This is a genomic window from Marinicella meishanensis (assembly GCF_019931145.1).
Lineage (GTDB): Bacteria > Pseudomonadota > Gammaproteobacteria > Xanthomonadales > Marinicellaceae > Marinicella > Marinicella meishanensis.
In genome coordinates, this window is the sequence record NZ_JAIOUV010000010.1 from 35,822 (window position 1) to 60,689 (window position 24,868).

Here is a 24,868-nt window from a genome sequence, read left to right on the forward strand (position 1 = left end):
GGCTGCTGATCACAATTTCTGACAATACCAAACACTGGGGATGCTGACATCGAAGCCGGCATTTTCATAGGCTTTGCGGGCCGGCGCATGGCTGGGGTCGCCGCCGGTGGCCACCGTCGCCACCTGCACACCGGCTTGGCGCATCAGCTGCAGCACCTCTTGATACATCTTCGTACCAATGCCTTGTCCGGCCATGGTTGGATCGACTGCATTCAAACCAATTTCACCCACTTGGCAGGCCGCATCCCACTGATAGGCGGTAAAGCCCACCAACTGCTGATTGGCCTCAACCGCCAACAAGCGCCATGGGGAATCACTGTGCCACATGGCGGCCAATTCATCGGCTTGGGCCATGTCCTCCTGCTCCTGGGCCAGGCGATAGATGTCATCGCCCAAAATGTGCTTGAACGAGGCAAACACCGGGGCAAAAGCCGCGGCCCTGATGCTCTCGATTTGGTCCGCATCTTGGGCCTCAGCGGGTCTGAACTGGATGTGCATGTCATTGGTCCGTATCAGCAAAGACCACACTTTAAATTGAATGCCACAAAAAAGCCAGCACCGAACGGTGCTGGCTTGCTGGGTCAGATTTAAGCAATACCATTGAGGGCAGATTCACCCAGCATCACTGCTTTTTCAACAACCAGAATTGCAGCATTTGTTGGATCAGGCGGATGTCAATCGGTTTGGTCATGTAGTCATTCATGCCGGCTTCCAGGCAGGCCTCGCGGGCCCCTTCCTGGTCATTGGAGGTCATGGCGATGATGGGGATGTTGGGATTTTTCACTTGGCTTGACAAAGAGCGGATCTTGCGGGTGGTTTGGTAGCCATCCATTTTTGGCATCAAACAATCCATGATCACCAAGTCGTAATCGTGTTGGCGCAACATGTAAATGGCTTCCTGGCCGCTGTTGACCAAATCGATGTCCAGACCAAACACTTCCAAAGTGCCTTTGGCCACCAGCAAACTGGTGCGGTTGTCATCGACCACCAACACTTTGGCCGACAGGGTCTGGATGCCTTTTTGTTTGGCTTGCATGGCCTGGGTGATGTTTTTTATTCCGGCGGCTTTGTACAAGCGCACGGTCAGCCAAAAATGGGCGCCATGGCCTTTGTGTTGGCTGTAACCGACTTGTCCACCCATCAATTGGGCCAAACCCTGGGCCAAACTCAAGCCCAAACCGGTGCCGCCCACTGAGCCGCTGGCTGAACCATCGGCTTGCACAAAGCGGTTGAACAAATGAGCCTGTTGGGATTTTTTCACCCCTGGGCCTGAATCAATCACATCAAACCGCAACATGGCCCCGGCCCGGTTTTTTTTAACCATTTTGGCCAACAGCTTGATCTCACCTTGTTCGGTGTGTTTCAAGGCATTGGAAAACAACTGTTCCAAAATCTGTGACAAGCGGTGGTCATCACCTTTGTAATAGGGGTGCATGTTGGGATCAATGTGGTGTTTCAAGCCCAAGCCTTTGGCCTCGCAGCGCTCCTGAGCGGTGTCGATGAACGACTGCAACAAGGCTTTGAGGTCAAAGTCCCGTTCCACCAATTGCAAGGTGCCGGCATCCAGTTTGGTCACATCCAAGATGTCATTGAACACATTTAACAAGGCATCGGCGCTGCGTTTAATCACCCGGGTGCGCATTTGTTGATCCGGGTTCAAACCTTTGTTCTGCAACAACACATTGGCATGACTCAAGACCCCGTTCAACGGCGTGAACACCGCTTGGGAGATGTGCTCGTAATAAGCCGATTTCGCTTGATTTTCGGCCTCAGCGGAGTTGATTTGCTCGGTTAATTGGGCCACCTGCTGTTGTTGTCCGGTGGCATCGCGCACCACACAATAACACCCCAAACCTGATTTCAATGGCACCGCAGTCAAGGTCAATTCAACTGGAAAGTGACTGCCATCTCGCCGCACCCCAGTACCCAGCACCTGGCAGCTGCCTTGCTGTTCCAAGCTGGCTTTGGCTGCTTTGAAGGCATCTGGCGAGAGGCGGCCTGAAGGGTTTGGCGGCAGCACCAGCTGTTTGGGCTTGACTTTCAACAAGGCCTTAACATCAACATAACCCAACAATTTCGCGGCTGCGGGGTTGGCTTGGTAAATTTTTTCCGGGCTGACCAACAAACTGGCATCGGCCGAATTTTTGAACCAGGTAAGGTGGCGATCATCGCGCTTGCGCCAAGCCATTTCTCGTTGTTTTGAAGCGAATGCCATGGACTGTGAGGTGAAGTAGTCGTGCTGAAATTTTTTGCCGTGGCTGTATGAAATGTAACCCTGAAAAGCCAAATAAGCCAACAGGGGCAATCCCAATAACTGCCCCGTCACCACCACCATGATCAACAACGGACCGATGGCCATGGCGGCATAGATCAGCATCGCATTGAGACTGGGAGACAACAGTTTGATGGCCACCACGCTGACCCCTGAGACCAGCAACAACAAATAATTCTGATGGCTGACGGACTCAGCCACATACAGCAAAGCGCAGGCAGAACCCCAGACCAGGGCCACCAGACCGACCCCCAGCAAAAACTTCTGTTCCCATTCTTGGGTGCTGAAATCCTGTCGATCGCGCACTTGCTGGAATGCCAGGTGTAACCAGCCATGGTAACCGGCTGTGGCCAATGCCAGCACAGTCCACGGCATCAACCGCCACCAAGAAATGTGCGCGGCAAACAAAATCAGGATGATGACCGTGACCACCGTTGAACCAATGATGTGATTGGCCAACATCGGCGCATACAACAGCCGCAACCGTTCCTGTTCTGTCTTTTTACTGAGTGATACACCCTTCATTATTTGCTTGCCCACAACCACCCCTGAGCTGATAGGAGTCGTTATTATTCTACGATTGTTAACCGACAACAAGCGTTGATTGCCATTTAATTATGAGGGCACAAAGGAATGTTTTGAGACAATCAACGCCGTCCGAATGACCCGTCCTGATGTCATCCAGACTCCCCATGATAAGCCAATTTTGTCAACAAAAATGAGACGCAGGCCTCATTTGTGACCAATTTTTCGCATGGGCTTGAATGACTCGGAATCAGTTGCTCGTTGTGTGCAGCGTTTGCCAGTGTTGCTGGCCCGCAACGGCCAAGGCGGCGGCAGCTGGGCAGACCGACAGGAGTTGCGCTTTGTTGACAGCCATTTCACCCTCAACAAATCACCTCGGCCCTGAACGATGCGGTGATGGCCACGGTGTCGGCAGCCAACAGTGTGCATGTGATCAACAACTCCATCTTCCATGAGCCATTGACCAATCAATTGGGCAATTTCATTGGCGGATCGGGCAACAAAGACTGAAACCTGGTGGACAACACCTTCGGCTGGAACAACCACGCCAACACGTTATTGGATGACCCGTCATTCGTCGATGCGGCCAACCATGATTTTCACCTCGAGGCCACCTCGCTGGCCATCGATCGCTGTGCCATGGCAACCCAACCGCCGCTCCCAGCGGCGGGGCAACGGACATCGATGGCCAAACTGCTCCGGTGGACCACCCGGAGATCGCCGATGGCTTCGGTCAATTTGACATCGGTGCCGATGAATACCACCCCAGTGATGTGATCTTCAGCATTGCTTTTGAAAGCAATTGATGATCAGCGAGACTGCCAAACCCAAACCGGCCTTTGCTTGGAGGCCGGTTTGCTGGTTTTTGGTTCAACCCTTTAATACTTCTTGCGGGTGGTCTTTTGGGTTTTTTTGACCTTGGTCTGTTGCCCTTTGTTGTTGGTTTTGGTCTTGACCTGACCTTTCTTCACCGTGGTGGTGCCCTTGCCACGGTTGTTGGTTTTGCTCACCCCTTTTTTCTTGGTGACATGGGTGCCATCGGCGCGGGTGGTGGTTTTTTTCACCCCCACTCGGGTGGTGGATGAACCATTGGCCCGGTTGGTTTTACTCACGTGGAAGCTGCGGCTGACTTTGCTTGAAGTGCGTGGTTTGTATACCACCCTTTGCACGGGTTTGAAGTGGTGGGTTTTGCTCACCACAAAAGTGCTGCGACCGGTGTAGGTCAGCACTTTAGAGCGATACACATTGAAGTGCACAGGACGCCAAGGCTGCCACCATTTGGGGTGGTATCCCCAGTAGTAAACCGAACGGTACGGGCGATACGCCGGTCGATAGATCCAGGCAATGATGGGCCAGGTGTGCACATGCACTTGGGCTGGCACCACATAGTAGTCTGGTCCATAAACCACCTCATGACCATGAATCTGCATTTGGTATTGGTCGTTGGCTTGGGTCACTTCAATGGTGGCGACATCTTGAAATTCATCGGCCCCCAAGGCCGCTTGCAAAATGATCACATGGGTGCTGCCAACCACTTCTGACACCACCCGGATGTAGTCCACATAACCATTGTCATCCAGGTCCAGGTTGTTGATGCCGTTGGCCGGATCATTGATCGCCCGCTCAAAGGCTTCCAGGTTCTCGGTGTCTTTGAACACGGCACTGACCGCCATCAAATCCAAATCATGAGCCACCTCTGAACTGGGGGTGACCACCGCCACTTCGGTGGCTGTGCTCGCGGTGGCAGCCCAACAAGCCAAGCTGAATATGATCAGCTGCACGTTTCGTTTCATTGCTTTCATCTTTGTTCTCCTCAAATCATTTAAATTCTGGTTTCAACCGCCTCTTGGGGATGCTTTTTGTGCATCCGGAATGACCCGGTCTTGCCAGGTAAAACGCCGCTGCAGGCCTGCGGTTGACAAGCCGACAAGTGGTCTTTTCAAGTTGAGACTTGGATCACACATTACCAGCCGGAGGACTCAGTAAGCATTCAGTTTGGCCCGCACATCGCTGCAACATGGCTTTTTTGTGCGGTTTCACTGGCTGTGGCATTGAACACCCCAAACACCGGAATTCATCATGAAAAAAATAATCTTGTTGCTGTCATTATACCTGAGCCCTTGGGCGCAAGCCGACGAGGTGCACTGCGTGGCCACCACCAATGAGTTGATATTGGCCTTGTTCCTGGCCGGCAATTCTGTTGAGAACGATGTGATCAGAATCAAAGCCGGCAGCTACCACACCCCCGCTGGCGGCTTTGTCTACCAATCCACCAATGACGGCGATTTGACCCTTTCGGGTGGTTGGGTGGGCACCACCAATGTGCCTTGCCTGCTCAACAATGGTTTCCCCACGTCAACCCAATTACAAGGCCAAAACACGGACCGCATCCTGGAAATCGTCAGCAACTCCAACCCATTGATCACCATCAACAACCTGACTTTCAGTCAAGGCCAAGCACCCAATGGTGAAGCCGGCGGGGCCATTTTGATCCCTGAACTGCCGGTCTTCACGGGTGGCCTGGTCATCAACCAGAGCCGTTTTATGCACAACCGCGGCACCCAAGGCAGCGCGGTGCGGATCGACCAAGCCAGCTATGTTGAAGTGGCCAACAGTGTGTTCATCGACAACACCACCGACTCCGGTGGCGGCGCAGTGCGGGTGGCCCTGGATGAGCAAGACCTGCTGTATTTTTACAACAACAACGTGATGCACAATGTGCTGGGCGATGAAATCAGGGATGCCGTCACCGGCCTGGTGGTGATCAGTTTCGATGCGGCCCATGCCTTGGTGGCCAACAACGTGTTTTATGCCAACGACTTGTTCGGCTTCGGTCACACCGGCATGGGCCAAATTCATGTTTACCACAATTTATTGAGTCAAGCCGAAGACAACGATGTGTTCAACCTCAACAACCTCACCTTTGCCAACCCACAGTTCACCGATGACACCAATAACCTCACCCCCCTGCTTTCATCACCGCTGATCAACCGGGGGCTGATGCCCACAGACCATGCACTGCCCTTGATTCAGAATTGGCCATTGGGCAGTCAAGACCACAACCGGGGCCCACGCGTGCAAGACCGGCGCATTGAAATTGGCGCCTTTGAAGCCTTACCTGAAGTGCCGATCTTCGCCACTGACTTTGGTGCTTGATGGGCCGCCAGAAACCGACGCTGTGTTATACTCATTGCCGTGTTCAATGAGTGTGTGTGTAAGCCATGAAAAAACTGCTTTTGGGCTGCTGCTTGCCGGTCCTGGCCTGGGCCCAATGGTCGGATGATCCCGCCACCAATTTACTGCTGAGTGACCGCCAGGACGAACAGGTGCAAGCCAAAGTGGTGGCCACCCCGGATGGCGGGGCCTATGTCAGTTGGTTTGACAACGCCGATGGGGGATATGATGTTTATTTGCAGCGTTTGGACGTTGATGGCATCGCCCAGTGGCCAGCCAATGGCGTGCTGGTGGCCGACCGCAGTTACAGCTCAACCCAAGATTATGGCTTGGCCATTGACAGCCAGGGCCAGGCCCTTCTGGCTTTTCGAGATGACCGCGGTGGCAGCGAACACATCACCGCGCAAAAGGTGGCCACCGACGGTACCCTGTTGTGGGGCACTACCGGCATTCAAACCAATGTCGGCAGTGGTTTTCTGGCCAACCCTTTGATCACCGGTACCAGCGATGGACAAGTGGTGGTGGCCTGGACCCAAGATGCCTCCGTGGTGGTGCAAAAGCTGGACAGTGCTGGCCTGCCACAATGGGGCAACGGCACGGTCATGTCCGCCGCCGGCACCACCCTGTTCAGCAGTGATTTACAAGCCAGTGATGCCGGCACCGCCATCGTATCGTTGGTGGAATCGGCCAATTTTCAGTCCCCCAAATACCTGTGGGCGCAAAAATTCGCGGCAGCCGACGGCGCTCCTTTGTGGGGCAATGACCCGCTGCGCGTGTTTGATGAAGCAGGCGGCAGTCTGCAATTCGGCAACTTCCCTGACTTCATCGCCGATGGGGCTGGCGGTGCGGTGTTTTCCTGGTACACCACCGGGCCCAGTTTGGATGTGCGGGTGCAGCGGGTCAACAGCGCTGGGGTTGAACTTTTCGCCCACAACGGTGTGTCCGCCGCCACCAATGTCAACCAATTGCGGGTGTCACCGGTGACCATTTTTCAGCCCAGCACCGAGTCCATTTTTACCTTCTGGGTGGAACTCAGTTTGAGCCAAGCCCAATCAGGTATTTATGCGCAAAAACTGGACGTCAACGGACTCAGACAATGGACCGATGACGGACTGGAACTGGTGGCCTTGGATGACAACAGCCGCTCTTTCATTCAAGCCGCTCTGATCAATGACCGGGCCATGGTCAGTTGGATCAGCAGCGCCGGTTTCAACAACGGTGTGATCGCAGGGACCCAAATTGATGCCGATGGCAACTTCACTTGGTCTCCTGCGGTGGTGACCCTCAACAGCAACACCGCCGGTGATGCGCGCCTGGCCGGGGCCGCTAGCAGCGCCGGATTTGGCCTGTACGCCTGGACCGAAAACACCGATGTCAAAGCACAAAACCTCAACCCCGATGGCACCTTGGGCACCGATCTGATCTATGCCGATGACTTTGAATGAGTCCACCATTGGGGTCTGCATGGCTGTAAACAGCCTGCACAACCACATGCCAAGGCCGGCCATCAATGCTAAAATGTGAGCCACTGAATCCATCCCGAACAACACAGGAGATAACAACCCATGCCAACGTCTTTGATTGTGGTTGATGATTTTTTGGACGACCCCTATCCCCTGCGCCATGCCGCCTTGCAAATGGAGTATCCAGCGAGTCAAAGCAATTTCCCCGGACGCAATTCTGCGCAACAAATCAACATCGAAGGTTTGCACCATGAGGTGTCACGTTTGGTCGGTGAGCCCCTGTTGCCCATGAGCCACAACCAGGCCCATGGCAATTGCCGCATCTCCCTGGGCAGCGATGTGGGCAATGCCAAAGTGCATGTGGATGCGTCACATTGGTCCGGCATCCTGTATTTGACTGAACCTGAATTTTGCCGGGGTGGCACCGAATTTTTCCGCCACATCCCGACCAACACCGAACGCGCGCCGTACAGCGATCAGGAATGCCAGGAAAAATTTGGGGTGGCTTCCGCCCAACAGTGGACCGCCAACATCTTGGACAACGACACCAACGATGCCAGCAAATGGGAAATGACCATGCGCGTGCCGATGCGATTCAACCGCTTGATCCTGCTGCGCCCGTGGTTGTGGCACACCGCCGGTGAAAGCTTCGGCGACAGCTTGGAAAATGGCCGTTTGGTCTACCTGATGTTTTTCCGATCAGCCCACGGCTGAATGTGCATGAGGCGCGTTCGACTGGCGCGTTCGATCAATTCAAACTGAGGATGATTTCGATCTCGCGGATGCTGACTTTTTTCATCAACAATTGATCTTCAATCGACAATCGGTTCATCGACAACTGCAACTGCTCATGAATTTTGCGGGCCACATCGGTGGTCGGCGCATAATACAAACCGGGGTTGTCTTGCATCACCTGTTCCAGCAAAGTGTCGATGATTTTTTGTTTTTCGATTGAGTTGAGTTTTTCTGACATGGTGGTTTGGCCCTGGTGTTGTGGTTAGCAGCGAACATGGCATCAGCTTGGCGCTGACCGGCCATGGTGTACATTGTGCCTGAGTCGCCGTGAATGCACCGACCAGATGGCCCAGGTGATCCATAAAAAGGCGGCTGCGACGCCATTTTATGCCAAAGTGTGCGAGAATCAGAAGCATTTCAACAGCCTAAATCAAAACATGAAGAATCCTTTTGACTACCGCCACAAAACCGTGGTCGTGATCGGTGGCACCAGTGGCATCAATCGCGGCATCGCCGAGAATTTCGCTGAACAAGGGGCCCGGGTGGCAGTCGCCAGCCGTTCTGCAGACAAAGTCAATGACACGGTGGCCGCACTCAAGGCACTGGGGGCCAAGGCCATGGGCTTTTGTGCCGATGTGCGTGATTTGGCAGCAGTGAGCGCTGGTTTGGCCTCGGTGGCTGAGGCTTTTGGACCATTTGATGTGTTGGTTTCAGGCGCTGCTGGCAACTTCCCTGCCACGGTCAATGGCATGTCCGCCAATGCCTTTCGCAGCGTCATAGAAATCGACCTGTTGGGCACCATGCACGTGATGAAGGCCTGTTTTCCGCACCTGAATAAACCCGGCGCCAGCGTCATCAACATCTCGGCCCCACAGGCCTATTTACCGATGGAAGCCCAAGCCCACGTCTGCTCGGCCAAAGCCGGGGTCGACATGATCACCCGCACCTTGGCGCTGGAATGGGGCCGCGAAGGCGTGCGGGTCAACTCGGTGGTGCCAGGACCGATTGATGGCACCGAAGGCATGGCCCGTTTGGCGCCGAGTGAAGCGATCAAACAACGGGTGGTCCAATCCGTGCCATTGGGTCGCCTGGGCCGCACCGCAGACGTCGGTCACGCCTGTTTGTTCTTGGGCTCTGAATTCAGCGATTACATCAGTGGTACGGTGTTGCCCGTGGACGGCGGCTGGTCACAAGCCGGTTGTGGCGAAATGGGTTCATTCCTGGGTCAGTATGCCCGTTCAGTGGAACAACAAAAACAACCCAACGATTGAGCCAGAGCGGTCGTTGAACCATGGCCCAGCCTGGGCTCACAAAGGCTTGCGTTGAGCCAATGGCGCCTGTGCAATCGCCTCCCCTTGGACCCGATCCAGGTGCCCAATGGCCTTGAGGAATTCGTTGTGGGCGGGTTTGTGTTCCAGATAATCCAATAAGCGGTAAATGTTGATTGGCTGCTGCCGCAGCAATGCTTTGACCCGTTCCAGGGCCTCGTCAAAGGGGTGGTGGTCGATGATTTGACAAGCGGTTTGGGTCGGCGTCAGCACCAGGTAATCGTGCGCTTGTCGTTTGAGGTATCGGGCCACATCGAATGGCGAGGCACCCAAGGCCTGAAACTTGGGAAACACAAACCGCACTTGGGTTGTTGGATCCACCACCACCGAACCACTGACTTGCTGCAAGCCCAACCCGCGCAAGGCCGTGATCGCCCGGCGCCGCATGGGGACGGTCAACATGTCCAAATCAGAGCGGTCATATGTGAGGTCATCAAACACCGACAACAACCGCAACTCCGGATCCGCCAAGCACAAATAAGGGTCCTGATGCAAGACCAATAACCGCGCATCAAGCGCCGCCACGGCAGCAGCCTGCGCTGCTGCCGACAAGGGTTGATGGCCGATTGATCGCCGGCCACCACCCCATAATTGGCGCCACCATCCCATCAAGCCACTCCATTGAGTTGGCTGGACAAGGATGGCATGGGGCTGTTGCTCAAGGCTGTTGTTGCATCATTGGTCATGAACACCCCATTATAAATCAACGGCCACAACGTAAAGTGAAACAGGCAACTGGCTTGACGCCGAGCCAGCGCCACTGACCGCACACATGGCGCCACCCAAGTACCGGCATTCGCTACCAAAATTGAAGAAAGTGCGTTTGCCTGGCTCGAATCATACAATGGTCGCCGTCAATCGTTATCAGAGCAAAACCATGAAACCTGTGCTGAAAATTTCCCTGCTGTGCTGGACCGCCTTCATGCTCCCCAGACTGGTCTATCACAGCGCCATGACCGGGGTGGTGGGGCATTGTGACCCCAAATTCGGCTGTCTGGGAACCTGGCAAATTGAACTGTTGATCGCGGCCACTTTCGGTCTGCTCAGCCTCTTGAGCCTGCTGCCCAGCCTGTTGCAATTCAAACCATCCACCGGCAACCGCTACTTGCTCAGCGCCAGCCTGCTGTTGTCAGTCACCTATGGCTGGTTTCTGACCACCTCCTGGTTCGATTCAAGCCTGCACATGGTCATCGCCTGGTTGATCTACGCCTGGCTGGTTTACGCCCTGGCTTGTGGTATTTCAAGACAGACTCGTTGGAACAATTTCACAGTCCCAGGAAATGACAGACACTGAATGATGCATCAGAACGACTTCAGCCCCATTCTGAATCGTTCATGGAACAGGAAAAGAATCTTTATACCGGAATCACAATCAAATCACAGAACAAGCCAAATGAATCAAATCACAAAAAATAAGTTGCTGAAATTACTGCTGAAAACCATGCTTATCATTGCTGGTATGGTAATCGCATTTTTTATCCTGTTGGAACTCTACGGTGGTGAGGGTTTTGCTGGTCTGGGCCTGTTCTACTTGTTCAGTATTGTGCTGATCATCTATCTGGTTTTCATCCTGATTCGGCTGATTAAAATTCTGTCAGAAAGTAAAAACTTTAAAGAATTTTAAGCGAAATGGTTCAATCTTTGTCTGGAATGCCATATTCAAATAAACCGCCCCCCTTGATCAGAGACTGACACTCCAGAGAAACGGCAAACTTCAGCGAGCAAACCGCAACACAGATTCAGCCCTGCCAGATCAATGCACAAAACGATTGATGAAACTGCAATATGGATATACAAATGGTGCCGGAGGCGGAATCACATAGAGACATAAAGCATTGATTAGAAACATTTTATCTGAACTTCATGAAATTATACCCCCTTATATACCCCCAATATTTTCTATACTGACTCAGAAAATATCGTTTTCCTTATTGTGGGAATGTAATTAAATAGCTGCCGCTTCGTTAGCCCAAGTAAGCATTGAAACACTTTTAACAACCCCCGTGGGGGGGCAGTCATTAAATAAATAGGCCATTATTGCAACAAAGTATGATTGGCTAGTACCTATCACATGGTAAATGCAACATCCGGTTTTTATCAATACAATGAAGGGGATCAAAAGCTAAAAATCATCAAGTATGAAAAGCATTGGCATAATATTTGTTCTCTTGGGTGTGATGTCTCCTACAACATTACTTGCGGCTGAAGCAAATCCCATTTTTGTTGTGCTTAGTGTTGTCTTGGCACCGGTCATTATTATCTGCCTAATTTGCTTTGGGATAATATACGCTGGAAAAAGTTTCTCAAACAAAAAATCTAACAGAAATGATGAGTGATTTTGCTCAATGATCCCAACTCTACTAGTTTAAATGTGTGAGTAGCTTCACCACATTGGATTCTTGATGTTATGACTTGATGGTTTTTATGGGTAAGGAAACCCTCTTTTTTATAGTGTCAGAAATTCACACTATGAGAAAAAAAGTTCAACTTTACCTGTACCTCTAATGATAGCATCATGCTAAATAATACATTTCTAATGGAGCAATAAAATGGAAATTATTTCAAAACCATTTGGCAATGAATACAAATGGGCAAGCTATAGTTCAGTTACAGAATTTTCATATGGACAAAGCGGCCTCAGAATTGTAGCTTCCGGGCCAATTGATGATGATTCATACATCGAAATTTATTTTCCAGGCGCATATGCATTTCAATATCTCAATGAAAACGACTGTCTGTCATATTGGGCTGGCAATAACTTCAAGACCAATCACATCATTTATCAAATCGAATCAGGTGGATGGCGCGATCGAGTCAAAAATCATTACATGCATATACTCAATACAGACCAATCAAATCAATCTGAATGGCTGATTGCAACATGTGAAGATTGTATTGGTGTTATTTCATCAAGCCCTCCAATGGTTAGGGAGTTTCTTGAATAGAGTCGAAAATGGCTTTTTTTAAGGACTGAAAAAACAATTTTTCAAGCGCGCCGGAAAACCCTTTTTTATAGTGCAAGAAAATTATTCCTAACGTACTGAAAAATTATTTCCTTAGTACACAGCAATTTACCCTTTTACAGTGCCGAAAAATTCAATTATAAACGTATGGAGAAACCCCTTTTTATAGTGTGAAGAAATTCAATTTGCCTTGATGTTCAAACACTATTTTTATGGTGTCGGAAAACCCTTTTACAGTGTTACGAAATTTAAGCTACTTAACGTACCCAAAAATTCAATTTCCCAACGTGGCCGGAAATGGGCTTTTTTAGGGTGCTTGAAAATTATCGGTCTAAAGCAGTGGAAAACCCCTTTTTTAGTCAAATCACTCAATCAACCACAAATTGTTACTTTCATATAAAAAACCTGAACAAAACACAAAATAATTGGTCTTAGAGTTGTTTTTTTTTGGACAGATTATTATTATCTGGTTATGAGCGCTTTCAAGTATTTCAAATTGAGAAAACCAAATATTGACAAAATTTTTGAGGCATTTTCCTATGTGACAGAACAAATGCCTGCGAAGAAGAAAAATACTTACAATATTCTGAAAGTTTTTTATCTCGCCGATAAGTTGCACATGGAACGTTACGGAAGGTTTATTTTTAACGATGTATATGCAGCTATGAAAAAAGGCCCAGTGCCTTCAAAAACATATAACTTTTGGTGTGACATCAGAGACGGGAAACCTTTGTCTGTTTCAAAATCACCAAAAATCACAATAGTTAATAACTATGCCAAGCAAATAGAAAAGCCAGATTTAAAAGTGTTTAGTAAATCAGACTTAAGCTGCATAGACGAAGTTATTGAGATTAGTAAAAAATCGGACTTAGGCGCACTTAGTCATGATGAAGCATGGAAGAATGCTGAAGTTAATCAGTTAATGGATATGAAAGAAGTAATTAAAACCCTCGAGGATGGTGACTTGTTATTAGACTTGCACAAGAATATCTATGCTTAAACTAAGGGCTAACACTTAATATTGAATTGATACAAGCAAGGAAGCTATGGGTTCAGATGATGTTAAAAAGCTTTTTCAATTAGCATCAAATAACCTTAAGGTTGGAAGCGTTTTATTTCTTCAATGTGATTTCATAGATCCCCCCAAAAAAAATTCATTGTGATTGTTTCAACCAGCCCTCGGTTGCTTGCATTTTTTATCAATTCAAGAATTCATGCAGTTTGGGAAAGAAAAAACCTTGAACATTTGCATGTGGAAATTTCACACAAAACACATACTTTTCTAAGACATGATTCATTCATAAAATGTGTAGAAACAATTCAAACACTAGATTTAGAAGAGATTAAAGAACTTGTGATAAATAACTATAGCAAGATGCATAAAGGATGGCTGACTAAAGAATGTCTTAGTAGGGTATTATTTGCAGTTGAAAATAATGAAATGCTGTCACAATACGAAATTGAAGAAATTTCTCATTCAGTACAAAACAGATTAAATGAAATGTAACATCTGGCTTCCCCAAAGAACCATGCTCAAATAGGCGGCTCTTTGGGGTACTGTAGGATTTAAACTTATGATGGTAGTATCCAGCACCTACGCGCCACGCTGGAAAAGTTTTTACACACACTTTTATATATCTTTTCTTTTCCCATCTAATGTGTTCTTATCTACTCAGTATGCCAACCACAAACAAGCATAAAAAAAGCATTGTTTAACAGGCGTTTGCAGAAAAAAGCATTCATCAATCATTGCAAACTATAGCGGCGCAAGGCTGACAATCTTTGATACCTGTAATGGCTTGGGTATTTCGTTTTGTTCAAAGTCATGCGTTCCTGGTTTTACTTTTGCGTTTAATACCACACCCTCAAGTTTTGACAGTGTAAAACGGTCCATTCTTGAGCAATCATGATCGGGAAACACCGAAAGCCAGAACTTGGGGAACTGCTGTTTTTTGGTGACAGAAAATCCGCCTTTGTTGTTAAACCGTTTGATTGGAAAATATTTGGTTAAAACCGCGTTTTCGTGTTCGGTCAATTCTGCCAGTGTGAACTGTAGAACCAACGTGGGGCGGCCAAACTTGGTTTCAAACCGGTGGCCAAAATAGACCACCGGATAAGTGCCCGGTTTGATGTAAGGCTCATAATCGTACTTCATGATACCAACCTCGCATTGATCGCTTCTAAAGCTGCTGAGTGATCCGCAAAGCGACCATGCGTAACCAAAATGCTGGCAAAACGGCCCACATCATCAGATTGGTAGCTTCGTTTGTATCCAAGCCCAACATTGAAAACCAGCTCAAGCTCTTTTGATTCAAGCCATTGCCAAAGTTGAATGTTCTCTGAAACATCAAGCAATAATGATCGTGTTTGCAATTTACTCATGACACACCCCCACACGGGCCATGCCCATGAAAGTGTGCTTTTGCGTTTCAACATGAATAAACGTAAAATGGGGATTAAGCGTTGCTTTAGTCATCATGTCTAACCTCGCTGATTTGTTTAACCGACGAATCCAAGCCCGAACCGCTCGCCAAAGCTTCGGGCTTTTTACTTTTGTACTGCCTGAACTTGTGTAATGAACAAGACTCAATCCCACATTCGCGAATTTCGCGCCTGATTTCGCTGTCATGTTTGGTGACTTCCAACACGCCACCACAACAATGCCAGCAATGGGCAAAAATAGCGTGTTTTCGGCTGTTGGGATTCTGAAGTGCTACCTTGATAGGGGTTTTTCTTTTTAAACCCAATTTAGCGGCCTTATGTGGCTTTTCTGAAGTGTGAAATGGATGTTTGCTCATTGGTTACACCCCTCTTTACACTTTTCAAAGAATTCTATGATCTGAGCATGGTCATAGCCAACGGCCCGACCCCCAAGCTTGACCTTTCTCGGAAAATTTGGATTTTCTTTTGCCCATCTATCAATGGTTGATAGACTGACTCCGAAAATTCTGGCTACCTCAATAGGTCGATATACTTTTAAAAAATTTTGCATTTAAACCTCGTAAAACGAATGAATGAAGCTTCATGATAAGTGTTGAGGTTTAAAGCGTAAACAAGCGAAAATTGATGGTGATTTGATGTGCAGTAAAAAGCAGGTAGTTTTTACTACACCTACTTAAATTCATCTAACAAAACCCATACTTCCCAATACAGTTTTTGATTATATTCATCTGTCAGTATGTAATCTAAATACCTTCTTGTTGACCCTCTAATTATTGCAGTAACATCCTTTTCATATTCATCTGGGAATAGAATGCATCCCATTTGATAATCAGTAATTTTCTGATCTGTATAAGCAAACCAGAGGGATAAATCAAAGTATTCAAATAATTTAAATTCTATCCATCGACCAAAAGTTATTGGCTTTGACTTTTTACCTTTATCAAAGTCTAAGCCCTCTATTTTTCTTAAGTTTTTCAGCAGGTTCTCAAACTCTTTGATTAATACTGAGTTTGGAGTCCTCATATCAATATTAATTTGAACATTATGCGAATCTTCACCGGCCCAAATCGTGCATATTGGCTCATACATTACATCGAATATTTTTTCTTCTTTGTATGGTTTTGTGCTTTCAAGAAATGAGTCAGTATCTGTTTCAACCTCAAATCTAGAGATATGATTTTTTAAATGTAAATTAAGTAAAGACTTTTCCTTTTCACTAAGGTGATTTTTTGATAATTGCTGAAAATCGAGATCAATTTTTTTGATTTTTCTCCAGTTTAATGGGCTGATAGATTTACTGAATAGTTTATCCCTCTTAACATCTTTTCTGAGGTGTAAATTATCAGTAACTTTTTCATTTGCAAGTTCGTGATAATACTTGCGCATGAGATCGGAAGGTACTCTTTCCAAGGTATGGTTTAACCATTGACTCATGATTTTAGAATCAACATTATCCTGAATTGCTTTTTTATCTATGCTTTTAATATTGGATGAATATCGACCAGCTGAAAAAAGGCTACCAGAAATTAAATACCTCAAATTTAAATTCCAGTAGAAATCGAATAGATTAAAACTTTGAACAAGATCATAATATCTGCCGCTGTCATACCAAGGTGGAAAATCAATGTTTTTTGAAAAGTCCATTCTCAGTCTATTTCTTTTGATTGGCGTAATGAAATTACGTTTGACCCATCGGCACGGTCTACAAAATCGGCCCATTCTTGCATCATGATGGTGCGCTCATGTATGTGTTCGGCTTTGTTGTAGGTGCCACGTATGGTGTTTTTATCTTCATGGCTGAGTTGCTTTTCAATCCAACGGCCATCAAAACCCATTTCATTTAAACTGGTGGATGCGAGGTGTCTGAAACCGTGAACGGTCATGCGGCCATGAAAACCCATGCGGTACAGCGCATAAAGCATGGCGTTGTTGCTCATGGGCTGGCTTTGGGGGCGGTGTGATGATGCAAAAACAAAATCATAGTGTCCGGTTAATGGTTGCAAATCTGTCAAGACTTGCAAGGCTTGCCTTGACAATGGCACCACATGTTCACGCTTCATTTTCATGCGTTCGGCGGGTATGGTCCAAAACTTTTGTTCAAAGTCGATTTCATGCCATTGGGCAAACCTGATTTCATTGGTGCGTTGAAACGTGTATAGGGCGATTAATAAACCGGCTTTGGTGGTCGGCTCTAATGGGTGGCTGTTGATGGCCTCGACCAATTCGGGCAATTCTTTGATTTTGATGTTTTGGTGGTTTTTGGCTTTGTGCTTTTTCAATACTTGTGAAATGCCCTCTGCCGGGTTGCTGTCTATCAGTCCTTTGAATTTGGCATGTACAAAGATCGCATTGCACCTTTGGCGTATTTTTTTCAGCATTTCCAACGACCCACGGCTTTCAATGCGCTTTAAAACATCCAGCAATTGCACCGGGCTGATTTCACTGATGGCCACATGACCCAAATGGGGGTATATGTTTTTTTCAAGCGAAGTGGTCACGCTTTTGATGTGACGTGCGGTCCATTCGTTGGCCCGTGTATCTAGCCAATCAGCGGCTATGGCTTGAAACGTGTAAGCACCGGATGATTGTTTTTTTTCTTGTTGCTTGGCTTGCGATGGATCAAGACCGTCTGCAATTTGCGCTTTGGCTTCCTGGGCTTTGAATCTGGCAGCCTTTAATGATACCTGGCTTGGCTTTGATCCATATACCCCCAAGGACAGGGTTTTTTCTTTACCTTCAATGCGGTACTTCAAACGCCAGTATTTAGACCCATTTGGATGAACCAGAAGAAACAAACCGCCGCCATCAAAGACTTTATAGGCTTTGTCTTTGGGTTTAAGCGCATTTAGCGCATTGATGTTTAATTTGGCCATTTGGGGGTACATCGAACGCATGAAAGCAAAATTGCTTCATTTGCACCCCCAACTGTACCCCCAGATTACGTGGGCTGTCAAGCGACCTTATGAATGCTTATGCAGTAAGAAAACCGCATGATTTAAGGGTTTGATGTCTAAATTAAAGTTTTATGAGATGTGTTGAAAGGGACAAATGGTGCCCGGAGGCGGAATCGAACCACCGACACGGGGATTTTCAATCCCCTGCTCTACCGACTGAGCTATCCGGGCACACCGCTGTGAGACAGGTCGTCTGCACAAGGAACGCGAATTATAATAATGCCATCAGGTGGTGTCAAACCTTAAATGCAAAGTTTGAGACATTTAGGGCTTGATCGCGGCCTGGCCTCAGTCTGCTTCCGGGGCAAAGCCTTGCGGGGTGACGTCTTTGCCTTCGAACAGGAACTCGACCATTTTTTGTTCAATGATTTGGCGGTGCTCGGGATCTATCGGTGAAAAGTGATTTTCATTGATGATCATGGTTTGTTGTGCCAGCCATTCTTGCCAGAACTTGAAACCGACCTGTTGTTGGATGCGTTGTCCCAGTTCACCGGGATACGGGGTGTAAGGGATGGGCTCTTGGCCTTCGCCGTATTTGATGCAGTCAATGGTTGTCATGTTGTTCCAGTAGGTGATTCAAGGCTTTGGGGTGGGGCCAATTATTAAGTTCATCACGGTGGACCCAAGTCAGGTCTGCTGGTGATTCAGGTTTGGCCACCCGGTACACGTGAATGTGCACTATACGATGGGTCAGTTTGTGGGTCAAGCTGAACAGGTGTCGGGCTTCGGGGTGTTGTGCCTGGATTGCCGTGGCTTGGCTGTGGGTCGGTAAAAACCACAGGTTTGGCCAAATGCCATCAGCCCCCCGTTGCTGCAACAGCAGCCTGCCGTCGCGTTCAATCAAGGCGCCATGCAACTCAATGGTTTGTTGTTTGACCCGTTTTTTCTTGGCCGGATAAGCGGCCACACAGTCCTGGGCATGGGCCTGGCACGTTGCTTGGACCGGGCAGCGGCCACATTGCGGCCGGTGCTTGGTACACAACGTGGCCCCGAGGTCCATCAGGCCTTGGGTGTAAGCCGCTGGGTGATCCAGTTCTTTGTATTCATCGGCCAATGACCAGAGTTGTTTCAGGGTTTGGCTATGGTTCGGTTCACCAGCGACCAAAAAATGTCGGGCAAAAACCCGCTTGACGTTGCCATCCATGATCGGCTCAGGCTGTGCGAAAGCCAATGACAGGATCGCAGCGGCGGTGGAACGGCCTATGCCCGGCAAGGCCACCAACTCATCCAGGCTTTGGGGCAGTTGTCCCGCGTGATCCGCCACACAGATTTGGGCGGTGCGGTGCAGGTATCGGGCGCGGTTGTAATAGCCCAAGCCAGACCACAATGCCAACACCTGCTGCTCTTCGGCTTTGGCCAAATCAGCCAAGGTTGGCAAGGCACTGATGAAGCGATCAAAGTATTCGATCACTTTGACCACTTGGGTTTGTTGCAGCATGATTTCTGACAGCCACACATGGTAGGGCTTCAATTCAGGATCGGCGGCTTGTTGCCACGGCAGATCATGGCGGCCATGCCGCTGCTGCCACTGGACAATGCGTTGGCTGAAGTTCAAGGCAATCAGCTGATGATGGCCTCGACAAACTCAGCCGCACGGTAAGGTTTGAGGTCGGATGACTTCTCGCCCACCCCGATGTACCGCACCGGAATGCCGAATTCAGCGGCCAGGTTAAACAGCACCCCGCCTTTGGGCGTGCCATCCAGTTTGGTGATCACCACTCCGGTCAGTTGATTGGCTTTGTTGAATTCGCGGACTTGGGAGATGGCGTTCTGGCCGGTGCCCCCATCGATCACGATCAGCGTTTCGTGGGGGGCGGTTTCATCATTTTTGCGCATCACCCGCGAAATTTTTTCCAGCTCCTGCATCAGGTTGGCTTGGGTGTGCAGGCGGCCGGCGGTGTCGGCGATCAACACATCGATGTTTTTCGCTTTGGCCGAATTCATCGCATCGAAGATCACCGAAGCGGCATCGGCACCGGTGTCCTGGGCCATCACCGGGATGTCCTCGCGGGCGCCCCAGGTTTTCAGTTGATCCACGGCGGCCGCACGGAAGGTGTCACCCGCAGCCAACATCACTTTCTTGCCCTGGCTTTTGTATTGTCGGGCCAATTTGGCAATGGTGGTGGTTTTGCCCACACCATTGACGCCCACCACCAGGATCACAAACGGTTGTTTGCTGGCATCCACCACCAGCGGTTGTTCCACCGTGCTGGCCAATTCAGTCAGTTGTTCGCGCAAGGCACCGAACACCGCATCGGCATCAGACAAATTACGCCGCTTCAAAGATATGCGGACTTTTTCCAGCACATCCATGGTGGCGGCGGCCCCCACATCAGCCATCAACAAAGTGGTCTCCAACTCCTCAAACAGGTCCTCATCGATTTTCTTCTTGAGGGAGAACAGCTGCTTCATTTTTTGCCCAAAGTTGGCATTGGTTTTGGTCAGCTTTTGCTCCAGCGGTGCCGCGGCTTCGGTGTTCACCACCGGCATTTCAGCCGTCACCCGTTCGGACACCGGGACCCCGGGGTCGGCTGCGGGTTGAGCGGTTTGGTCGACCACCTGTTCCGCCGATAAAGGTGCATCTTGGGGGACGGCTGGCACCGCATCGCTTGCTGTTGACTGGGTGGACTGAGGTGAATCATCTGGGGCCGCAACGTCCTGGTCTGGCTGGTTCTTTTTGTTTTTCTTCTTAAAAAACTTAATCATGGCGGATTGCTGGGTGAATTCCGTTAAAATATGGCGCATATTCTAGCAAAAACAAGTCATGTTCATGACATAAAAGCCACAGCCATGGGACAAATCCGCATCACCGGTGGCAGCCACCGGTCACGTAAAATCAAAGTGGAAGACCAGCCCGGTCTGCGCCCGACCGCCGACCGCATCCGCGAGACCCTGTTCAATTGGTTGGGACAAAACTTGCATGGCTGGTCGGTGTTGGACCTGTACGCCGGTTCTGGTATTCTGGGTTTTGAAGCGGCCTCGCGGGGCGCCAGCCGGGTGCTTTGTGTCGATAACAACCGGGTCACGGTACAACAATTGCAACAAAACCAGTCGGTGCTGCAACTGCCAGCCATCGACATCCGCCATCAAAGTGCCCAACATTTCGTCCATCAGGCCTCAACCCAGCAACTGGCAGCCTTTGATTTGGTGTTCTTGGATCCCCCGTTCGACAGTGACGAATTGCCCGCGATCAGTGGTATAATCACGCCCTTGATTCGCCCTGATGGCTGGCTGTATCGAGAATACGGCCGCCAGCAGGACATTGGACCTTTGGATGCAGCCCACTGGACCCTGGTGAAACAAAAACAAGCCGGTCAAGTGTGCTTCGAACTGTGGCAAAAAACATGACAAAACCCACCATTGCAATTTATCCGGGCACTTTTGACCCCATCACCAACGGCCATGCCGACTTGGTTAAACGCGGTGCCAAAATTTTTGATCAATTGGTTGTGGCCATCGCCGATTCGCGGCGCAAGGGCCCGCTGTTCTCTTTAGAAGAACGCATCGACATGACCTCAACCATCCTGGCCCCCTTGAACAACGTGCAAGTGGTTGGTTTCGACACCCTGTTGGCCGACTTTGCCACCGAAGTGAATGCCAATGTGATTTTACGAGGCTTGCGGGCAGTATCAGACTTTGAATATGAGTTCCAATTGGCCAGCATGAACCGCCATTTGATCCCGAACATCGAAACCATGTTCCTGACCCCAGCCGAACAATACAGTTTTGTGTCTTCCTCTTTGATCAAGGAAATCGCCATGCTAGATGGTGACGTGTCGGAGTTTGCCGATCCCATTGTGCAAGCGGCCCTGAAAGAAAAATTCAGTCAATGACATGGCACTGATCATCACCGAAGAATGCATCAACTGCGACGTTTGTGAACCGGTGTGCCCCAATGAAGCGATTTACATGGGGCCAGAAATATTCGAAATCGATCCGGATCGCTGCACCGAATGCGTGGGCCATTTTGATGAGCCCCAATGTGCCGAAATTTGCCCGGTAGAGTGCATTCCCAAAGACCCCAACCACGAAGAAACCGAAGCCGAATTGTTGCTGAAGTACCAAAGATTAACCGAGGAATTATGAGAGTTTTACAGACATTACTGGCCTGTTGCTTGTTGATTGGCAGCAGCGCCATTCACAGCAGCGAAGTGCAATTGCCCAAACAAGCCGGCATCGCCAGCGCCCACCCCATGGCCACCGCAGCGGGGCACAAGATCCTGGCCCAGGGTGGCAATGCCTTTGATGCGGCGATTGCGGTCAGTGCCACTTTGGCGGTGGTGGAACAACAGTCATCGGGCATCGGCGGGGGCGGATTTTGGCTGCTGCACCGTGCCCAAGACGGCAAAAACGTGATGATCGATGGCCGCGAAGTAGCCCCGGCCGCCGCCCATGCCGACATGTATTTGGATGAAAACGGCGAGGTGAATCGCGATTTGGCTTTGAACGGGCCTTTGGCGGCGGCCATTCCCGGAGAAATTGCTGGCTTTGAACACCTGGCCAAGCACTATGGGCGATTGCCCTTGGCGGTGTCCCTACAACCGGCCATTGAAGCAGCCGCAAAAGGTTTTCCGGCCTACCCCCGCATCATCCGCACCATCGAACGCAAAGCCAAAGTGCTCAAGCGTTACCCGGCTTCCATGGCGGTTTACCTGCCCAATGGCCAAGTGCCCAAGGAAGGCGAGCTGATCATCCAATCCGATTTGGCCAACACACTCAAAGCGGTGGCCAAGCACGGCAAAGCCGGTTTCTATGCCGGTGAAGTGGCCGAAAAAATGGTGCAGGCAGTGCGCGAGAATGGCGGCATTTGGACCCTGGAGGACCTGCAAAACTACACCATCAAGGAACGCGATCCGATCACCACCAATTACCGCGGCCACCAGCTGGTCACCGCCGCGCCACCCTCTTCCGGCGGCATCGCGATTGCCACCATTTTGAACATCTTGTCCGCCTGGGATTTGACCGACATGGACCGGGTCAAACGCATCCACCTGGTGACCGAAGCGATGCGTCGGGCCTACCGCGACCGCAGCATTTACTTGGGCGACACCGATTTTGTTGAGGTGCCGATCCAATTGTTGACCCACCCGTATTACGCCGCTGGCTTGCGCGCCAGCATCAGCCCGGTCAAAGCCATGCCTTCTGATTACCTGCCTGGCATCAACGACAACCCCAAAGGGGAGGACACCACCCACTTCTCCATCATCGACACCGAAGGCAACATGGTCTCGGCCACGTTGACGGTCAATACCGGCCTGGCTTCCGGCTTCATTGCCACTGGCACCGGGGTATTGTTGAACAACGAGATGGATGACTTTTCCGCCAAACCCGGTGAACCGAATGCCTTTGGCCTGATCGGTGATGACGCCAACAAGATTGAGCCGGGTAAACGCCCGCTGTCCAGCATGTCCCCAACCTTTGTGTTTTCCGATGATCAGGTGGCGGTGCTGGGTACACCTGGCGGCAGCCGCATCATCACCATGGTGTTGCTCGGTCTGTTGGATCACTTTGATGGCAACAACGTGCATTCATGGGTCAGCAAGCCCCGCTACCACCACCAGTACTTACCGGACAAATTGTACCTGGAAAAAGACGCCTTGGACCCGGCCACCATCGAAGCGCTGCAAGCCAAGGGTCATGTGATTCATCAGCACAAAGGCGATTGGGGCAACATGCACGCGGTGTCCTGGAACAAAACCACCGGCGCGGTGGATGCCGCCAGCGATCCCCGCACCACCACCGGTTCGGCCGTGGTAAAATAAAGTACATGAAACTGTATTCGGTCGAAGGCAACCGCCAAAAACTCGATGCCGGGGCGATGTTCGGCAATGCCCCCAAGGCCTTGTGGTCGCGTTGGGTCGAGGTCGATGAGTTGAACCGCATGGAGTTGGCCTGCCGCGCCTTGTTGGTTGAGGGGCTCAATGGTCAGACCGTGTTGTTTGAAACCGGCATTGGCCATTTCTTTGAACCGAAACTGAAACAGCGATTTGGGGTTTATCAAGACTGCCATGTGTTGTTGGACTCATTGCGCGAATTGGGCTGTGAACCGGGTGATGTCGATGCCGTGGTGCTCAGCCACCTGCATTTTGATCACGCCGGCGGCATGCTCACTGCCTGGCGTGAGGATCAGTCACCCGCACTGGCGTTCCCCAAGGCCCAATACCTGGTTGGCTCGGACCATTGGCAACGAGCCATCCGACCGCACCCGCGCGATCGGGCGTCCTTCATCCCACCGCTGCATGATTTGTTGTTGGCGTCCAATCGCTTGCGCCTGGTCAGTGGCGATTTTGATGAACTGCTGGGACCTGATGTGTTGTTCCGTTACACCCAAGGCCACACCCCTGGCTTGATGCATGCCCAGATTGGTGACTTGGTGTTTGCCACCGATTTGATACCCGGCACCGCTTGGGTCCATGTGCCCATTTCCATGGGCTATGATCGTTTTCCCGAACAATTGATCGACGAGAAACAAACGTTTCTGGAAGAAGTCGTGGCGCAAAAGTTGCGCTTGTTTTACACCCACGACCCTGAAGTGGTGGCTTCCCACATCCAACAAGAGGATCATCGGTTCAGCGCCGTTGACCCCATAACCACATTGCTAGAGGAGATTTGAATGTTACACATCACTGGCTTATACGCTTCATTACTGGCCTTGATCGTTATTTGGTTGTGTTACCAAGTGGTGGTGTTTCGCCGCCGCCAACGGGTGGACATCGGTGACGGCGGCGATGCCGTCGGTATCCGCCACATCCGCGCCCAACAAAACGCCGTGGAGTACATTCCCTTGGCCCTGATCCTGTTTGCCATATTCGAATTGAATGGCGGCAATCCCTGGATGTTGCATGGCATTGGCACCGCCTTGGTGCTGGGCCGTTTGCTCCATCCGGGCGGCCTGGTCAAAGGCAAAGGCGCCACTTTTGGACGCTTCTATGGCACCGCCATCACCTGGTTGGTGATCCTGCTGTTGGCCGGCTTGAACATTGGTTATTTCATAGCCAGGGCGGTGGCATAA

The 24,868-nt window shown here is 50.1% G+C and carries 31 protein-coding genes and 1 tRNA gene; 17 read left to right on the forward strand and 15 right to left on the reverse strand.

Annotated features, from left to right (window positions below):
• Nucleotides 1–9 precede the first annotated feature (9 nt).
• On the reverse strand, nucleotides 10–498 hold the full coding sequence (locus K7G70_RS15735; protein WP_223789611.1) for a GNAT family N-acetyltransferase: 489 nt from the start codon (nucleotides 496–498) through the stop codon (nucleotides 10–12).
• Between the two features lie 124 nt (nucleotides 499–622).
• Nucleotides 623–2,797: a response regulator gene (locus tag K7G70_RS15740; protein ID WP_223789612.1), complete on the reverse strand. Its 2,175-nt coding sequence runs from the start codon at nucleotides 2,795–2,797 to the stop codon at nucleotides 623–625.
• A gap of 516 nt (nucleotides 2,798–3,313) precedes the next feature.
• Between K7G70_RS15740 and K7G70_RS15745 the strand changes: the two genes are divergently transcribed.
• Nucleotides 3,314–3,574, forward strand: a complete 261-nt coding sequence (locus tag K7G70_RS15745) for a hypothetical protein (protein WP_223789613.1) — start codon at nucleotides 3,314–3,316, stop codon at nucleotides 3,572–3,574.
• Between the two features lie 101 nt (nucleotides 3,575–3,675).
• Here K7G70_RS15745 and K7G70_RS15750 read toward each other — a convergent pair whose 3' ends face one another.
• On the reverse strand, nucleotides 3,676–4,590 hold the full coding sequence (locus K7G70_RS15750; protein WP_223789614.1) for a hypothetical protein: 915 nt from the start codon (nucleotides 4,588–4,590) through the stop codon (nucleotides 3,676–3,678).
• A gap of 286 nt (nucleotides 4,591–4,876) precedes the next feature.
• Between K7G70_RS15750 and K7G70_RS15755 the strand changes: the two genes are divergently transcribed.
• The 3 genes from K7G70_RS15755 (at nucleotide 4,877) to K7G70_RS15765 (ending at nucleotide 8,148) form a co-directional block, all read left to right on the forward strand.
• Nucleotides 4,877–5,953, forward strand: a complete 1,077-nt coding sequence (locus tag K7G70_RS15755) for a hypothetical protein (protein WP_223789615.1) — start codon at nucleotides 4,877–4,879, stop codon at nucleotides 5,951–5,953.
• Between the two features lie 65 nt (nucleotides 5,954–6,018).
• Nucleotides 6,019–7,416, forward strand: a complete 1,398-nt coding sequence (locus K7G70_RS15760) for a hypothetical protein (RefSeq protein WP_223789616.1) — start codon at nucleotides 6,019–6,021, stop codon at nucleotides 7,414–7,416.
• 120 nt (nucleotides 7,417–7,536) lie between these two features.
• Complete coding sequence (locus tag K7G70_RS15765; protein WP_223789617.1) at nucleotides 7,537–8,148, forward strand: DUF6445 family protein; 612 nt, start codon at nucleotides 7,537–7,539, stop codon at nucleotides 8,146–8,148.
• Nucleotides 8,149–8,182: 34 nt separating this feature from the next.
• Here the strand turns inward: K7G70_RS15765 and K7G70_RS15770 are convergent, their stop codons facing one another.
• Nucleotides 8,183–8,407, reverse strand: a complete 225-nt coding sequence (locus tag K7G70_RS15770; protein WP_223789618.1) for a hypothetical protein — start codon at nucleotides 8,405–8,407, stop codon at nucleotides 8,183–8,185.
• Nucleotides 8,408–8,606: 199 nt separating this feature from the next.
• Between K7G70_RS15770 and K7G70_RS15775 the strand changes: the two genes are divergently transcribed.
• The gene (locus K7G70_RS15775; RefSeq protein WP_223789619.1) at nucleotides 8,607–9,440 is read left to right on the forward strand and encodes an SDR family oxidoreductase; all 834 of its coding nucleotides are present in this window, start codon (nucleotides 8,607–8,609) and stop codon (nucleotides 9,438–9,440) included.
• Between the two features lie 36 nt (nucleotides 9,441–9,476).
• On the opposite strand, the gene K7G70_RS15780 is transcribed toward K7G70_RS15775, so the two are convergent.
• Nucleotides 9,477–10,106, reverse strand: a complete 630-nt coding sequence (locus tag K7G70_RS15780; RefSeq protein ID WP_223789620.1) for a hypothetical protein — start codon at nucleotides 10,104–10,106, stop codon at nucleotides 9,477–9,479.
• A gap of 268 nt (nucleotides 10,107–10,374) precedes the next feature.
• On the opposite strand from K7G70_RS15780, the gene K7G70_RS15785 reads away from it, so the two are divergent.
• The 6 genes from K7G70_RS15785 to K7G70_RS15810 all read left to right on the forward strand — a co-directional run bounded on the left by K7G70_RS15785 (nucleotide 10,375) and on the right by K7G70_RS15810 (nucleotide 13,967).
• Nucleotides 10,375–10,791, forward strand: coding sequence for a hypothetical protein (locus K7G70_RS15785; protein WP_223789621.1), 417 nt, complete (start codon nucleotides 10,375–10,377; stop codon nucleotides 10,789–10,791).
• Between the two features lie 99 nt (nucleotides 10,792–10,890).
• Nucleotides 10,891–11,121 carry a hypothetical protein gene (locus tag K7G70_RS15790; protein ID WP_223789622.1) on the forward strand — a complete coding sequence of 77 codons (231 nt, stop codon included), beginning with the start codon at nucleotides 10,891–10,893 and terminating at the stop codon, nucleotides 11,119–11,121.
• Nucleotides 11,122–11,635: 514 nt separating this feature from the next.
• On the forward strand, nucleotides 11,636–11,833 hold the full coding sequence (locus K7G70_RS15795; RefSeq protein WP_223789623.1) for a hypothetical protein: 198 nt from the start codon (nucleotides 11,636–11,638) through the stop codon (nucleotides 11,831–11,833).
• Between the two features lie 213 nt (nucleotides 11,834–12,046).
• Nucleotides 12,047–12,442, forward strand: coding sequence for a hypothetical protein (locus K7G70_RS15800; protein WP_223789624.1), 396 nt, complete (start codon nucleotides 12,047–12,049; stop codon nucleotides 12,440–12,442).
• A gap of 490 nt (nucleotides 12,443–12,932) precedes the next feature.
• Nucleotides 12,933–13,460, forward strand: a complete 528-nt coding sequence (locus K7G70_RS15805) for a type II toxin-antitoxin system antitoxin SocA domain-containing protein (RefSeq protein ID WP_223789625.1) — start codon at nucleotides 12,933–12,935, stop codon at nucleotides 13,458–13,460.
• Nucleotides 13,461–13,619: 159 nt separating this feature from the next.
• Nucleotides 13,620–13,967 carry a hypothetical protein gene (locus tag K7G70_RS15810; protein WP_223789626.1) on the forward strand — a complete coding sequence of 116 codons (348 nt, stop codon included), beginning with the start codon at nucleotides 13,620–13,622 and terminating at the stop codon, nucleotides 13,965–13,967.
• Nucleotides 13,968–14,216: 249 nt separating this feature from the next.
• On the opposite strand, the gene K7G70_RS15815 is transcribed toward K7G70_RS15810, so the two are convergent.
• From K7G70_RS15815 to ftsY, 10 genes are all read right to left on the reverse strand, one after another.
• Nucleotides 14,217–14,615, reverse strand: coding sequence for a hypothetical protein (locus K7G70_RS15815; protein WP_223789627.1), 399 nt, complete (start codon nucleotides 14,613–14,615; stop codon nucleotides 14,217–14,219).
• Entirely contained in the window at nucleotides 14,612–14,842 is a 231-nt protein-coding gene (locus tag K7G70_RS15820; RefSeq protein WP_223789628.1) for a hypothetical protein, read from the reverse strand. The genes K7G70_RS15815 and K7G70_RS15820 overlap by 4 nt, the downstream gene beginning before the upstream one ends.
• Nucleotides 14,843–14,928: 86 nt before the next feature.
• A complete protein-coding gene (locus K7G70_RS15825; RefSeq protein ID WP_223789629.1) occupies nucleotides 14,929–15,258 on the reverse strand; it encodes a hypothetical protein in 330 nt (109 codons plus the stop codon).
• A complete protein-coding gene (locus K7G70_RS18120) occupies nucleotides 15,255–15,452 on the reverse strand; it encodes a helix-turn-helix transcriptional regulator (protein ID WP_223789630.1) in 198 nt (65 codons plus the stop codon). The genes K7G70_RS15825 and K7G70_RS18120 overlap by 4 nt, the downstream gene beginning before the upstream one ends.
• A gap of 119 nt (nucleotides 15,453–15,571) precedes the next feature.
• Nucleotides 15,572–16,546, reverse strand: a complete 975-nt coding sequence (locus K7G70_RS15835; RefSeq protein ID WP_223789631.1) for a DUF6387 family protein — start codon at nucleotides 16,544–16,546, stop codon at nucleotides 15,572–15,574.
• Nucleotides 16,547–16,548: 2 nt separating this feature from the next.
• Nucleotides 16,549–17,787, reverse strand: coding sequence for a tyrosine-type recombinase/integrase (locus K7G70_RS15840; protein WP_223789632.1), 1,239 nt, complete (start codon nucleotides 17,785–17,787; stop codon nucleotides 16,549–16,551).
• A gap of 164 nt (nucleotides 17,788–17,951) precedes the next feature.
• Nucleotides 17,952–18,027, reverse strand: a tRNA-Phe gene (locus tag K7G70_RS15845).
• 117 nt (nucleotides 18,028–18,144) lie between these two features.
• A complete protein-coding gene (locus K7G70_RS15850; protein WP_223789633.1) occupies nucleotides 18,145–18,414 on the reverse strand; it encodes an oxidative damage protection protein in 270 nt (89 codons plus the stop codon).
• Entirely contained in the window at nucleotides 18,401–19,411 is a 1,011-nt protein-coding gene (mutY, locus tag K7G70_RS15855) for an A/G-specific adenine glycosylase (protein ID WP_223789634.1), read from the reverse strand. The genes K7G70_RS15850 and mutY overlap by 14 nt, the downstream gene beginning before the upstream one ends.
• A gap of 5 nt (nucleotides 19,412–19,416) precedes the next feature.
• A complete protein-coding gene (gene ftsY, locus K7G70_RS15860; RefSeq protein ID WP_223789635.1) occupies nucleotides 19,417–20,562 on the reverse strand; it encodes a signal recognition particle-docking protein FtsY in 1,146 nt (381 codons plus the stop codon).
• 84 nt (nucleotides 20,563–20,646) lie between these two features.
• On the opposite strand from ftsY, the gene rsmD reads away from it, so the two are divergent.
• Genes rsmD through K7G70_RS15890 form a run of 6 tightly spaced genes read left to right on the forward strand, consistent with a single transcriptional unit; the run spans nucleotide 20,647 to nucleotide 24,868 of the window.
• Nucleotides 20,647–21,204, forward strand: a complete 558-nt coding sequence (gene rsmD / locus K7G70_RS15865; protein ID WP_223789636.1) for a 16S rRNA (guanine(966)-N(2))-methyltransferase RsmD — start codon at nucleotides 20,647–20,649, stop codon at nucleotides 21,202–21,204.
• Nucleotides 21,201–21,689, forward strand: coding sequence for a pantetheine-phosphate adenylyltransferase (coaD, locus tag K7G70_RS15870; RefSeq protein ID WP_223789637.1), 489 nt, complete (start codon nucleotides 21,201–21,203; stop codon nucleotides 21,687–21,689). The genes rsmD and coaD overlap by 4 nt, the downstream gene beginning before the upstream one ends.
• 1 nt (nucleotide 21,690) lies before the next feature.
• Complete coding sequence (locus K7G70_RS15875) at nucleotides 21,691–21,942, forward strand: YfhL family 4Fe-4S dicluster ferredoxin (protein ID WP_223789638.1); 252 nt, start codon at nucleotides 21,691–21,693, stop codon at nucleotides 21,940–21,942.
• Nucleotides 21,939–23,618, forward strand: a complete 1,680-nt coding sequence (ggt, locus tag K7G70_RS15880; protein ID WP_223789639.1) for a gamma-glutamyltransferase — start codon at nucleotides 21,939–21,941, stop codon at nucleotides 23,616–23,618. The genes K7G70_RS15875 and ggt overlap by 4 nt, the downstream gene beginning before the upstream one ends.
• A gap of 5 nt (nucleotides 23,619–23,623) precedes the next feature.
• Nucleotides 23,624–24,469 (forward strand): MBL fold metallo-hydrolase, encoded by an 846-nt coding sequence (locus K7G70_RS15885; RefSeq protein WP_223789640.1) that lies wholly within the window; start codon nucleotides 23,624–23,626, stop codon nucleotides 24,467–24,469.
• A complete protein-coding gene (locus K7G70_RS15890) occupies nucleotides 24,470–24,868 on the forward strand; it encodes an MAPEG family protein (RefSeq protein WP_223789641.1) in 399 nt (132 codons plus the stop codon).